This window comes from Citrobacter sp. Cb080 (assembly GCF_030334745.1).
In the GTDB taxonomy this organism is placed as follows: domain Bacteria; phylum Pseudomonadota; class Gammaproteobacteria; order Enterobacterales; family Enterobacteriaceae; genus Citrobacter; species Citrobacter braakii.
In genome coordinates, this window is sequence record NZ_JAOWDG010000082.1 from 101495 (window position 1) to 114225 (window position 12731).

At 54.5% G+C, this 12731-nt stretch carries 11 protein-coding genes; 6 read left to right on the plus strand and 5 right to left on the minus strand.

Translation table 11 applies throughout. From position 1 onward, the window contains the following. Positions 1-6: 6 nt before the first annotated feature. Positions 7-2847, minus strand: a complete 2841-nt coding sequence (gene glnE, locus OGV38_RS21515) for a bifunctional [glutamate--ammonia ligase]-adenylyl-L-tyrosine phosphorylase/[glutamate--ammonia-ligase] adenylyltransferase (protein WP_286474878.1) — start codon at positions 2845-2847, stop codon at positions 7-9. Between the two features lie 125 nt (positions 2848-2972). Beyond that, positions 2973-4274: a CYTH domain-containing protein gene (locus OGV38_RS21520; RefSeq protein ID WP_049268736.1), complete on the minus strand. Its 1302-nt coding sequence runs from the start codon at positions 4272-4274 to the stop codon at positions 2973-2975. A gap of 241 nt (positions 4275-4515) precedes the next feature. On the opposite strand from OGV38_RS21520, the gene OGV38_RS21525 reads away from it, so the two are divergent. Together OGV38_RS21525 and OGV38_RS21530 are read left to right on the plus strand one after the other, a co-directional pair. Beyond that, positions 4516-5136: a TIGR04211 family SH3 domain-containing protein gene (locus tag OGV38_RS21525; RefSeq protein ID WP_016154533.1), complete on the plus strand. Its 621-nt coding sequence runs from the start codon at positions 4516-4518 to the stop codon at positions 5134-5136. A gap of 61 nt (positions 5137-5197) precedes the next feature. Then, positions 5198-6433 carry a multifunctional CCA addition/repair protein gene (locus OGV38_RS21530; RefSeq protein WP_047414044.1) on the plus strand — a complete coding sequence of 412 codons (1236 nt, stop codon included), beginning with the start codon at positions 5198-5200 and terminating at the stop codon, positions 6431-6433. 52 nt (positions 6434-6485) lie between these two features. Here the strand turns inward: OGV38_RS21530 and bacA are convergent, their stop codons facing one another. Both bacA and folB read right to left on the minus strand, forming a co-directional pair. Then, positions 6486-7304 (minus strand): undecaprenyl-diphosphate phosphatase, encoded by an 819-nt coding sequence (gene bacA / locus OGV38_RS21535; protein ID WP_016154535.1) that lies wholly within the window; start codon positions 7302-7304, stop codon positions 6486-6488. An 86-nt stretch (positions 7305-7390) separates the two neighbouring features. Next, complete coding sequence (gene folB, locus OGV38_RS21540; RefSeq protein ID WP_003828442.1) at positions 7391-7759, minus strand: bifunctional dihydroneopterin aldolase/7,8-dihydroneopterin epimerase; 369 nt, start codon at positions 7757-7759, stop codon at positions 7391-7393. Positions 7760-7865: 106 nt separating this feature from the next. Here folB and plsY point away from each other — a divergent pair, with 106 nt between their 5' ends. Beyond that, positions 7866-8483: a glycerol-3-phosphate 1-O-acyltransferase PlsY gene (gene plsY / locus OGV38_RS21545; RefSeq protein WP_016154536.1), complete on the plus strand. Its 618-nt coding sequence runs from the start codon at positions 7866-7868 to the stop codon at positions 8481-8483. Between the two features lie 31 nt (positions 8484-8514). Here the strand turns inward: plsY and ttdR are convergent, their stop codons facing one another. Continuing rightward, the gene (gene ttdR, locus OGV38_RS21550; RefSeq protein WP_016157496.1) at positions 8515-9456 is read right to left on the minus strand and encodes an L-tartrate utilization transcriptional activator TtdR; all 942 of its coding nucleotides are present in this window, start codon (positions 9454-9456) and stop codon (positions 8515-8517) included. A 212-nt stretch (positions 9457-9668) separates the two neighbouring features. Between ttdR and ttdA the strand changes: the two genes are divergently transcribed. From ttdA to OGV38_RS21565, 3 genes are read left to right on the plus strand one after another with little or no spacing between them, the layout of a single operon-like run. Continuing rightward, positions 9669-10577, plus strand: a complete 909-nt coding sequence (gene ttdA, locus OGV38_RS21555) for a L(+)-tartrate dehydratase subunit alpha (RefSeq protein ID WP_047358656.1) — start codon at positions 9669-9671, stop codon at positions 10575-10577. After that, a complete protein-coding gene (gene ttdB, locus OGV38_RS21560; protein ID WP_016154539.1) occupies positions 10574-11179 on the plus strand; it encodes a L(+)-tartrate dehydratase subunit beta in 606 nt (201 codons plus the stop codon). Before ttdA ends, ttdB begins: the two co-directional genes overlap by 4 nt. 48 nt (positions 11180-11227) lie before the next feature. Next, positions 11228-12691, plus strand: a complete 1464-nt coding sequence (locus tag OGV38_RS21565) for an anion permease (RefSeq protein WP_049283285.1) — start codon at positions 11228-11230, stop codon at positions 12689-12691. The last annotated feature ends 40 nt before the right edge of the window (positions 12692-12731 follow it).

The window sequence follows — 12731 nt, forward strand, 5'->3', positions numbered from 1 at the left end:
CACACTTCACTCGGCAACCAGCCACTTCTGCCAGCTGTCACGCACCAGCGTACGTTCAGCGTCGAAGTGCTCCGGCGCCACATGGCCCGGAAGTTCCTGCAATGCAAGATGATGAAGTTCATCGCGCAGCGTCGTATAAGCACGGGTAAGCGCCAGCGCTTCCTGCTCATCCATAATGTCGTTTTGCGCCAGTAACTCCAGAATGCGCACGTTATCCGACCAGCGCGTCAGCTTCGGTTTTTCATGCGCATAGCGCAGCACCAGGTATTGCGTAATAAACTCAATGTCGGTGATGCCGCCTTCATCCGCTTTGATATCAAAACGATCGCGATGCTTATTGCCCAAATGGGCCCGCATTTTCTCACGCATTTCGCGAACATCGGTCTGCAAGGTTTTCGCATCGCGGACGAGGGTCATGATATCGCGACGAATCGCATCAAACTGAGAGGTCAACCGTGGGTCGCCGTACACCACTCGAGCGCGCACCAGCGCTTGATGCTCCCACGTCCAGGCTTCGTTGCGCTGGTAATCAGCGAAAGCCTCGGTTGAGGTCACCAGCATTCCCGCCGCGCCGGACGGACGCAACCGCGCATCCACTTCATACAAAATACCGGATGAGGTGCGGGTGCTGAAAAGGTGCATAATGCGCTGCGACAGACGCAAATAGAACTGTCGCCCGTCAATCTCACGCTCACCATCCGTCATCACGTCCATAGGACAGTCATGCAGGAAGATCAAATCAAGATCCGAACTGTAGCCCAGCTCCCAGCCGCCCAGTTTGCCATACCCGACGACGGCAAAACCGCGCCCCTCGCGCTCGTCAAGATGAGTGGGTTGCCCGTAGCGAGCGACCATCTGCATCCACGCCTGCTGGACTACCGCATCAATAATAGCTTCCGCCAGCCAGGTTAAGTGGTCGCTCACCTTCATCACCGGCAGCGTACCAGCGATATCTGCCGCGGCAATGCGCAGCAACTGCGTTTGCTTAAACTGACGCAGCGCTTCCAACTGCTGCTCTTCGTCATCTTCCGGCACGCGCAGCAAATACTGACGCAGTTCATCACGGTAGGCATCCGTCGCAGTGGGTTGATACAAGGTGTTCGGATCCAGCAGTTCATCGAGCAACAGCGGATACCGCGCCAGCTGGCTGGCGATCATCGGCGAGGCGGCACATAACGAAATCAGATGCTTAAGCGCTCCGGGGAATTCGCTCAGCAGCTCCAGATAGGTCGTACGGGTCACAATGCCTACCAGCAGCGGTGTGATGCGCGACAGTGGGACTGAGGCGTCGTCACGCGAACAGACATCGCTCAGCAGATGTGGCATTAAGTGATCCAGCACCTGGCGTCCGCGTGGGCCAATGGTGCGTTTATCCAGCTCTTTGCGAAAATCGGCAATCAGAGACAGCACGCGCCGGCGATCGTCATCCGCCAGATGCGTCAGCACCGGCGTGGTGTCATCTTCCTGTAATGCGTCCTGCCACAGTTCACGCCACTGTTCTGAGAGCGACTCTTCCTGGGTTTCTGCTTCGTCATCGCCAATCAACTCGTTAAACACCCGGCGCACGTTGTCCATATGACTGGCCAACACATCGGTTAGCTGCTGCCAGTCATCGACGTTCATCCCCCACGCCAGCCGCGCGCGGTTCAGTTCATCGCCTGGCAACGTCTGGGTCTGCTCATCATTGATACTTTGCAGCAGGTTCTCCAGACGACGTAAATAGAGATAGGCTGCGCGCAGTTGTTCCGCGTCGGTGTCTGACAGCAGGTGCAACGCATTGATGGCGCTGAGCGTGGGTAACAGCGAGCGGGATTGCAATGACGGCTCGCGCCCACCGCGAATAAGCTGGAATACCTGCACGATAAATTCGATTTCACGAATACCGCCCGCGCCCAACTTAATGTTGTCTTTCAGACCACGGCGGCGCACTTCGCGGGCAATCATTCCTTTCATGTTACGCAGAGACTGGATCACACTGAAATCAATATAGCGGCGGAAAACAAAAGGCCGCAGCATAGCGCGAAGCTCACTGACGTAGGTACCCTCGCAATCGCCCATAATGCGGGCCTTGACCATCGCATAGCGTTCCCAGTCGCGCCCTTGTTCCTGGTAATAATCCTCCAGCGCGGAGAAGCTCAGCACCAGCGGGCCGCTGTCGCCAAACGGGCGTAAACGCATATCTACCCGATAGACAAATCCATCCATTGTGGGCTGATCCAGCACTTTGATGAGCCGCTGGCCCATACGGGTAAAGAACTGGGCGTTATCCAGCTCGCGACGTCCGCCCTGCGTACTACCGTGCTCCGGCCAGGCAAAAATCAGATCGATATCAGAGGAAAAATTCAGTTCGCCGCCGCCCAGTTTCCCCATACCTAAAATCAGCAGCGGTTGCGCAACACCTTGTGGATTACAGGGCGTACCCCATTCACGACAGCAGGCGGCGTATAACCAGTCACGCGCGGCGACGATCAGCGTTTCAGCCAAATGGCTTAGCTGCTGTAAGATACTCTCTTCCGTCACCAGCGACAGCGTCTGCGCCCAGGCGATACGCACCATGATGCGACGGCGAAACAGGCGCAGCTCACGCATCAGCGTGTTTTCATCGCTAACGTCGACCAATGCTTGCTGTAACCAATCAGCATAGTGTTGCCATTCATCCGCCCCGGGTGGCGTGCTTTCCAGTTCGACCAGCCATTCGGGATGGGCAATAATGCTGTCGCGAAAAAAATCACTGAATGTAAGCACTGACTTCGCCTGAATACTAAGCGAGGACTCAGATATTGCTGCTGGCAGCCGCTCAACAACGGTCGGCCAGTACTGCTGTAACGGTGAAGAGAGCTGCTTCATTTATGGATTATCCTTTGAATAGTACCGGGCAGCGGCATGTTGCCTTATCCAGCCTGTATGCCGCTTCCGCCCATCGCGTAGGCCTGATAAGCGCAGCGCCATCAGGCATCCCGGCCTCACCCTGATTATCGTTTTCCGCTGTGCAGCCAGAACGGTTCCAAAGCTATCGCCTCGTTGCGGAAGTGTTCAATTTCAATGTATTGGTTGGCCGCAATGGCGTGACGTAAACCCTGCCAGGTGGCGATCCATTCCGATGCGACATTTTCGTCGTAGTATCCCGCCAGCATCAGCATGCTATCAATATTGCGCGTCAGGCGCGGAAGCTGATCGGCGTACTGATCGCCCAGCGGCTGAGCAAAAGCTGTTTTCAGTTCAGCGGCATGGCGCGAGAGATGGGTATCTGAGAAACGCTTAAAGGAGTCGGCTATTTTACCCTGCGCCTTCGCATCAAGGAACGGCTGCCACCCTTTGGTCACCAGCCATTCGGTCAGCGCCAGCTTGGCCATCGCCGTTTGCGTGCTGTAAACCGCGGAAACGGCAGAAACGTCAGACGCAATGATCGCTTCCGACTGGGTTAGCAAATCACGTAAGTGAGCACTCGCTTTTCGTGGAACATTACCGCCAAACAGCATCAGAATGTGACGCACCAGGCCCATCGCAGCCAGCACCTCGGCTTTCGCCCCTTTGACGCCGCGCACCCACAGCTCTTCATGGTACTGCCACTGTGATAATGCCAGCTCCAGCGCCGCTTCCAGCCCTTGCTCAATACTTGCTTTTGCCGGAACCTTCAAAATGCGCGTCGGTTTGAGTTCACGCGGTGCATTCCCCTGAGCCAGATGATAGCCGCGCGCCGCTTTACTCAGGCTGCCCTGGCGTAAACCGGTTTGCGATACCAGCTGGTTTGCCAGCTTCAATACCGCACGGGTATCGCCGCTTAACAGCTCCAGTTCAAGCTCACAGATAGGTTCAGCCAACTCGCCCGCTTTCACTTCCCCGAGATCGAGGGCCATTTCAATGCGGCTACCGTCGATATCAAGGTGCCATTTCTCACGGTAAAAATCGGTGCTGAAGAGCGGCTGTACCTGAGAGGCAAGTTCAGCGGGCAGTTTGCCATCAGGCCAGACTTCCGTTGGAAACAGGGAGAGATCCAACTCTGGCGCGTTCAGCGCAACGTTAAACTCCGGCCGCTGATGCAGGCCACCCGTCACTCGTCCGGCAATTTTCATGGTCATTTCGTAATGACCGTTCTCACCGCGAATACGCAGCCCCATATCGTGACCACGCAGCCACGCATCCGGCGTTTCGTAGTAGATATTCAGCAACTGGCTGGGCGCATGATGCTCTCCCCCCAGCGTATTCAGACGTTCACGTAGCGCATCTACAGCGTCACTATTGACGATAAATTTTAATTCGATTTCCTGGGCCATGGTCTTGTACTTATGGGTTATGTCACAGTTGAGAAAACTGACTGCGAACTAAGCTCGTTCTTTATGGTCAGTAGATAGTATTTTGCGCCAAATTGCCATGCAACGAGCAATTTGACGGGCGTAAAAGTTTCGAGTGGTGGCAAAAAGGACACAGATGATTCCGATTGATGTCGAATGCTTTGCGTAGAGACACTGATGCCACTACTATCGTTCCACTTTCTATGACAATAACGACAGCCTGATGCCAAAATTACGCCTGATTGGATTAACTTTACTCGCACTTAGCGCCACTGCAGTCTCTCATGCCGAAGAAAAGCGCTATGTTTCTGACGAACTGAACACCTGGGTCCGCAGCGGTCCGGGAGATAATTATCGCCTCGTGGGTACGGTTAACGCCGGCGAGGAAGTCACGCTATTACAGACCGATGCCAACACTAACTATGCCCAGGTGAAAGACAGCACCGGACGTACCGCCTGGATCCCACTGAAAGAGCTGAATAGTACGCCGAGCCTGCGTACCCGCGTTCCCGATCTGGAAAACCAGGTTAAGACCTTGACCGATAAGCTCAATAATATCGACACCACGTGGAATCAGCGCACCGCCGATATGCAGCAAAAAGTGTCGCAAAGCGACAGCGTAATCGACGGGCTGAAACAAGAAAACCAGAAGCTGAGGAACGAGCTTATCGTGGCGCAAAAGAAGGTCAGCGCAGCCAACCTTCAGCTTGATGACAAACAGCGCACCATCATCATGCAGTGGTTTATGTATGGCGGCGGCGTGCTTGGTCTTGGTTTGTTGCTCGGCCTGGTTCTGCCACACATGATCCCCAGCCGTAAACGCAAAGATCGCTGGATGAACTGAATCGCCTTCTCCGCCGCACTGACATATGATTAAGGGATCATAATTTCAAAAGGAAAGTGGCGTGAAGATTTATCTGGTCGGTGGTGCTGTTCGGGATGCGTTATTAGGGCTACCGATTAAAGATAAAGATTGGGTTGTTGTCGGCGCCACGCCGCAAGAGATGCTCGACGCGGGCTACCAGCAGGTAGGCCGCGATTTTCCCGTGTTTCTGCATCCGCAAACCCGGGAAGAGTATGCGCTGGCGCGTACCGAACGCAAATCAGGCTCGGGGTATACCGGATTCACCTGTTACGCCGCGCCGGATGTAACGCTGGAGGCTGATCTTCAGCGTCGCGATCTGACCATCAACGCAATGGCCCGCGATGACGACGGCGAGATTATCGATCCGTATAACGGACGCGACGATCTGGAAAACCGTCTGCTACGCCATGTGTCCCCCGCCTTTAGCGAAGATCCATTGCGCGTGCTGCGCGTGGCGCGCTTTGCTGCCCGCTATGCGCACCTCGGTTTTCGTATCGCTGAAGAAACCATGACGCTGATGCGCGATATGAACGCCGCAGGGGAACTGGAGCACCTGACGCCAGAGCGGGTGTGGAAAGAAACAGAAGGTGCTTTAACCACCCGCAACCCACAGGTATTTTTTCAGGTCCTGCGCGACTGCGGCGCACTGCACGTCCTGTTTCCGGAAGTAGATGCTCTGTTTGGCGTTCCCGCGCCCGCGCAATGGCATCCGGAAATTGATACAGGTATTCACACGCTGATGACGCTGTCGATGGCGGCCATGTTAAGTCCGGAGGTCGACGTGCGTTTCGCCACGCTGTGCCACGATCTTGGCAAGGCATTGACGCCAAAAGCGCTGTGGCCACGCCACCACGGTCACGGTCCGGCTGGCGTGAAGCTGGTCGAGCAACTGTGCCAACGCCTGCGCGTGCCGAATGACATCCGTGATTTAGCCAAACTGGTAGCCGAGTTCCACGACCTCATTCATACCTTCCCGATCCTGCAGCCGAAAACCATCGTTAAGCTGTTTGATTCCATCGATGCCTGGCGCAAACCGCAGCGCGTGGAGCAAATCGCCCTGACCAGCGAGGCCGACGTGCGTGGGCGAACCGGTTTTGAAGCGGCGGATTATCCGCAAGGCAGGCTGTTGCGTGAAGCCTGGCAGGTTGCGCAGGCGGTACCAACGAAAGACGTCGTTGAGGCGGGATTCAAAGGTCAGGCTATTCGCGAGGAACTGACCCGGCGTCGGATCGCGGCGGTGGCCGCCTGGAAAGAACAACGTTGCCCGAAAGCGTAGACAGTGCATTGCCGGATAAGCGTTAACGCCGCTATCCGGCAAGCTAGTAAAATCAGAAGAACACGACGTAAACGGCAGCCGCCACAATAAAGCGGTAAATCGCAAACGGAATAAACGAGATGCGCTTAATCAGCTGCAGGAAGGTTTTGATCGCCACCAACGCCACGATAAACGCCGTCACGAAACCAACTGCAAACATCGGAATATCTGATGCGCTGAGGAACGTCCAGCTTTTGTAGAGATCCAGCGCCGTTGCGCCCATCATCATCGGCACGGCCAGCAGGAAGGAGAATTCGGAGGCCGCGTAACGGCTTACTCCCATCAGCATACCGCCAGAAATCGTCGCCCCGGAGCGAGAAAAACCCGGCCACAGCGCCAGACACTGGAAACAGCCAATCATAAACGCCTGGCGATAGGTCATATCATCCAAACCCGGCGCACGCGGCTCTTTCGGCTTCAGGCATTCTGCGGCAATCAGCAGCACGCCCCCTACCACCAGCGCATACATCACGTTGATCGGGTTAAACAGCGATTTGATGATGTCGTGGAAAATCAGTCCCAGTACGACGGCAGGAACCATCCCCAACAGGATATGGCCCAGCGTCAGCCGACCTTTGCCAGTGCCTTCATGTGGGACCTTACCGAAGTGAATGCCAATCAGGCCAAACAGGCGTCGCCAGAACATCACCACGACCGCCAGGATAGAGCCCAACTGGATAACCACCTCAAATGTTTTTGCGGTATCACCCTCAAAACCCAACAAGTGACCAACAATAATCATATGGCCGGTACTGGAAACGGGTAAAAACTCCGTCAATCCTTCGACCACACCCAAAATTGCCGCCACCAGCAGCGAGTGCATATCACTCATTAATGAACCTCTAGATAGATAAACCACGGCGAAAACGAGCCGACATAAAGACCCTTTTATACCCGTTTGGTTTAGATATTATTATTTTAATTATTTTCTTTCAGATTATTGCCACGCTCAATGATAACCCCGACGTTCGCCGCACGGGCTACCGCGCCAGGTTTACTGAGTTTGATCCGCACCCATGGAGAATTAAAACGGCTAAGAAGCAGATCCGCCACCTCTTCCGCCACGCGTTCGACCAGCGCAAAGCGCCCGCCTTCCACATGATTAACAACCGTTTGAGCAATATCAGCATAGCTCAGGCAATCAGCCACATCATCGCTTTTAGCCGATTTACGGTTGTCCCACGCCATTTCGATATCGAACACCAACTGTTGTTCGATCGTTTGTTCCCAGTCGTAAACACCAATAGTGGTGATTACAGAAAGTTGCTCTATAAATACAATATCCATCACGACCTGCCTGCTTTTTGGCTAACCCGGATACCACTTCCGGCGAAATATGCGTATTATCCACAGAAGTAGCGTTTTACACGACATTTTCAAAACGGAACAGCTTATGAGTGCAATCGCGCCTGGAATGATTATCTTCGCGTACCTCTGTGGCTCAATTTCCAGTGCTATTCTGGTATGCCGCCTTGCTGGATTACCGGACCCGCGTGACAGCGGATCTGGGAATCCGGGCGCGACAAACGTATTGCGCATCGGTGGCAAAGGAGCCGCCGTCGCAGTGCTGATTTTCGACGTCCTGAAAGGTATGTTACCCGTCTGGGGTGCCTATGCGCTAGGCATTAGCCCCTTCTGGCTGGGATTGATCGCGATCGCCGCCTGTCTGGGTCACATTTGGCCGGTCTTCTTCGGCTTTAAAGGTGGGAAAGGCGTTGCCACCGCCTTTGGCGCAATTGCGCCGATTGGTTGGGATTTAACCGGCGTGATGGCCGGAACCTGGCTGCTGACCGTCTTATTAAGCGGCTATTCATCACTAGGCGCTATCGTCAGCGCGCTGATCGCCCCCTTTTACGTCTGGTGGTTCAATCCCCAGTTCACTTTCCCGGTGTCCATGCTGTCGTGCTTAATTCTGTTACGCCACCATGACAACATTCAGCGTCTGTGGCGTCGTCAGGAGCCAAAGATCTGGACCAAGCTGAAGAAAAAACGCGAAAGAGACCCAGAGTGATTTTAATGTCGGATAGCGACGCAACAGCGTCTTATCCGGCGTGGGGAATGTGATACCCCTCTACCGGTTTGCCTAATCGGTGCTGGCACCACGTCGCCAGAAACTCCACGCACACCCGAAGCTTCACGCTGCGATACAGCGGCTCCTGATAAACCGCCCAGATATTGGCGCTTTGCGCATAGTCCGGTAGCACGCGCACCAGTTCACCGCTTGCCAGAAACGGCTGCAGGTCCCATTCGGAACGCAGCATAATCCCTTTTCCCTGTAGCGCCCACTGCAACACAATCTCGCCGCTGTTAGAGGAAAGATGTCCCGCCACCTTGACCGACTTTTTCTCCTGGCCGTTATCCAGCTCCCACACCCCGTGGGTCATATCGCGTTCTTTAGTGACCAGGCAATCATGACGACTTAATTCCTGCAGCGTTGTCGGCTCACCGTATTTTTGTAAATACGTCGGCGCTGCACATAATATTCTTCTATTTTTCGTTAACAAATGCGCAATATAATAATCCGGAATCTCGTCATTAATACGAATATCCAAATCGATATTATCCTGCGCCAAATCAATTTGCCGATCATAAAGTTCAAAATGCACCTGTAATTCAGGATAGCTATGCATCAGTTCGGTAATAGCCGGTGCAATATAACTGCGCCCAAAGCCAAAGCTACAGCCGATACGAATCATCCCTGCCGGGCGCGTTTTGAGTTGCGTGACGTCATCGACCAGATGCTGATAGCCCGCAAGAATAGCCTGCGCATGTTCATAACAACGTTGACCACTCTCCGTGAGTATCACGCCGCGCGCGGAGCGGCTTAGCAGCGTCGTCCCCAGCGTGGACTCAAGGATCTGAATGCGTTTCGTCACAAACGCGGGTGTTTGGCCCAGCGCCGCGGCGGCGGCACTGAAGCTGCCGCTATGAACAATTTCAACCAGGACCTGCAGGTCTTTCGCGAGGGGATACGTGTTCAGCATGATAGGTATATCCGTAAAGTTGTTAACCGCAGTGTAATTCCCTCATGCGTATTAAACCCTGCCTTTGCGCAATTTTTATTGCTTATCTGAACATCATTCACGATCTGTTAATTGGATATTCACAGTGGCAAATAATATAAACCCACATTTTTAGTGGTAGTTTGTGGCGGAGAATTTATTTCCAGATAAATAAAAGAACTGGAGTTAACAAGATGAGCAATCAAAATAACCAAAATGCGATAACTACGCTGACAAACATTGTCGCCGATTTTACCGCCATGATTTCTACCCGCATGCCTGACGACGTCGTAGATAAATTAACACAGCTGCGTGAAGGCGAAACTTCGCCGATGGGTAAAATCATCTACCACACCATGTTTGACAACATGCAGAAAGCTATCGACCTGAACCGTCCGGCCTGTCAGGACACCGGCGAGATTATGTTCTTTGTGAAGGTCGGCTCCCGTTTTCCGCTGCTGGGCGAACTGCAAAGCATCCTGAAACAGGCCGTTGAAGACGCCACGGTAAAAGCGCCGCTGCGCCATAACGCGGTCGAGATTTTTGACGAAGTGAATACCGGCAAAAATACCGGTACCGGTGTGCCGTGGGTCACCTGGGACATCATCCCTGATAACGACGACGCGGAAATCGAAGTCTACATGGCAGGCGGCGGTTGTACGCTGCCGGGACGTTCAAAAGTGTTAATGCCTTCTGAAGGCTACGAGGGCGTGGTGAAATTTGTCTTCGAAAATATCTCCACGTTGGCAGTCAACGCTTGCCCGCCAGTGCTGGTGGGCGTAGGTATTGCCACCTCCGTGGAAACCGCCGCCGTCCTTTCTCGTAAAGCGGTGCTACGTCCTATCGGATCACGTCATCCGAATCCAAAAGCGGCCGAACTGGAACTGCGTCTGGAAGAAGGGCTGAACCGTCTGGGCATTGGCCCGCAAGGGTTGACCGGGAATAGCTCGGTGATGGGCGTGCATATCGAATCCGCCGCACGCCATCCGTCGACTATCGGCGTTGCCGTTTCTACCGGCTGCTGGGCACACCGTCGCGGCACGCTGTTGGTTCATGCTGACCTCTCCTTCGAAAACCTGTCTCACACCCGGAGCGCGTTATGAAAAAGATCCTCACAACCCCGATCAAAGCCGAAGATCTGGCCGACATTCGCGTTGGCGATGTCATCTACCTGACCGGTACGCTGGTGACCTGCCGTGACGTGTGTCACCGCCGCCTGATCGAACTGAAGCGCCCGATTCCTTATGACCTGAACGGCAAAGCCATTTTCCACGCGGGGCCCATCGTACGTAAGAACGGTGAAAAATGGGAGATGGTCTCCGTTGGCCCAACCACCAGCATGCGTATGGAAGCGTTTGAGAAAGACTTTATCGAGCAGACGGGCGTCAAACTGGTGGTCGGCAAGGGCGGCATGGGACCGCTAACGGAAGCAGGCTGCAAGCAGTTTAAAGCGCTGCACGTAATCTTCCCGGCAGGCTGTGCGGTCGTGGCGGCAACCCAGGTTGAAGAGATCGAAGAGGTACACTGGACCGAACTTGGCATGCCGGAATCCCTGTGGGTATGTCGGGTTAAAGAGTTCGGCCCGCTGATCGTTTCCATCGATACCCACGGCAATAACCTGATCGCCGAAAACAAAAAACTGTTTGCTGAACGTCGCGATCCTATCGTCGATGAAATCTGCGAGCACGTGCACTACATCAAATAACCCTCCCGGAGAGGCGCTGCGCCTCTCCCTTTTCGTAGGGATACAACAATGGCACCTTTAGCTGGTTGGTGGCGATACCTGGCTCCGCTGGTGGTCATCGCCATTATAGCTGTACTGCCCGTCCCCAACGGCCTTGAGAGCCACACCTGGCTCTATTTTGCCGTTTTTACCGGTGTGATTGTGGGGCTCATTCTGGAACCTGTACCGGGCGCGGTGGTAGCGATGATTGGCATTTCGATCATCGCCGTCCTTTCACCGTGGCTGCTGTTCAGCCCGGAGCAACTCGCGCAGGACGGTTTTAAATTTACCGCCAAATCGCTGTCATGGGCGGTATCAGGTTTTTCAAACTCGGTAATCTGGCTTATCTTCGCGGCCTTTATGTTTGGTACCGGCTATGAGAAAACCGGGCTCGGTCGACGTATCGCGCTGATGCTGGTGAAAAAGATGGGGCACCGGACGCTGTTTCTCGGCTATGCGGTGATGTTCTCTGAACTTATCCTCGCTCCCGTCACGCCGTCCAACTCCGCGCGCGGGGCCGGAATAATCTACCCGATTATCCGCAACCTGCCGCCGCTGTATAACTCGCAGCCCAATAGCGCCAGTTCTCGCTCCATTGGCTCGTACATTATGTGGATGGGCATTGTCGCCGACTGCGTCACCAGCGCCATTTTCTTAACGGCGATGGCGCCGAACCTGCTGTTAATCGGCCTGATGAAAGGCGCGTCCCACACGGCGCTGAGCTGGGGCGACTGGTTCTTAGGCATGCTGCCGCTGAGTATTTTACTGGTGCTGATTGTGCCCTGGCTGGCGTACGTGTTGTATCCACCGGTGCTGAAATCCGGTGATCAGGTTCCGCGCTGGGCGGATACAGAGCTAAAAGCAATGGGACCGCTCTGCGCACGCGAGAAAAAGATGTTGGTGCTGATGGTCGGCGCACTGGTGCTGTGGATTTTCGGCGGCGATTACATTGACGCCGCGATGGTCGGATACAGCGTAGTGGCGTTGATGCTGGTACTGCGCATCATTAGCTGGGATGACATCGTCAGTAATAAAGCCGCGTGGAACGTCTTTTTCTGGCTGGCCTCGCTGATAACGCTGGCGACCGGGCTCAATAACACCGGTTTTATTACCTGGTTCGGCAAGCTGCTGGCAAACGGGTTGAGCGGCTATTCGCCGATGATGGTGATGGTGGCGCTCATTGTGGTGTTCTATTTGCTGCGCTACTTCTTTGCCAGCGCCACGGCGTATACCTCCGCCCTGGCGCCGATGATGATTGCCGCCGCACTGGCAATGCCGGAAATCCCACTCCCGGTCTTCTGCCTGATGGTCGGCGCAGCCATTGGTCTCGGCAGCATTCTGACCCCGTATGCCACCGGTCCTAGCCCTATCTACTACGGCAGCGGCTATTTGCCGACGGTAGATTACTGGCGACTCGGTGCTATTTTTGGCCTGATTTTCCTTGTGCTGCTGGTGATTACCGGTCTGGTCTGGATGCCCCTCGTTTTACTGTAAAACCCCATTGGGGCGGCATATTGTCGCCCCTTCATCCATA

Coding starts and splice junctions, on each gene's coding strand:
- glnE (WP_286474878.1), bottom strand. CDS start 2,847: ATGAAGCAGCTCTCTTCACCGTTACAGCAGTACTGGCCGACCGTTGTT.
- OGV38_RS21520 (WP_049268736.1), bottom strand. CDS start 4,274: ATGGCCCAGGAAATCGAATTAAAATTTATCGTCAATAGTGACGCTGTA.
- OGV38_RS21525 (WP_016154533.1), top strand. CDS start 4,516: ATGCCAAAATTACGCCTGATTGGATTAACTTTACTCGCACTTAGCGCC.
- bacA (WP_016154535.1), bottom strand. CDS start 7,304: ATGAGTGATATGCACTCGCTGCTGGTGGCGGCAATTTTGGGTGTGGTC.
- folB (WP_003828442.1), bottom strand. CDS start 7,759: ATGGATATTGTATTTATAGAGCAACTTTCTGTAATCACCACTATTGGT.
- plsY (WP_016154536.1), top strand. CDS start 7,866: ATGAGTGCAATCGCGCCTGGAATGATTATCTTCGCGTACCTCTGTGGC.
- ttdR (WP_016157496.1), bottom strand. CDS start 9,456: ATGCTGAACACGTATCCCCTCGCGAAAGACCTGCAGGTCCTGGTTGAA.
- ttdA (WP_047358656.1), top strand. CDS start 9,669: ATGAGCAATCAAAATAACCAAAATGCGATAACTACGCTGACAAACATT.
- ttdB (WP_016154539.1), top strand. CDS start 10,574: ATGAAAAAGATCCTCACAACCCCGATCAAAGCCGAAGATCTGGCCGAC.
- OGV38_RS21565 (WP_049283285.1), top strand. CDS start 11,228: ATGGCACCTTTAGCTGGTTGGTGGCGATACCTGGCTCCGCTGGTGGTC.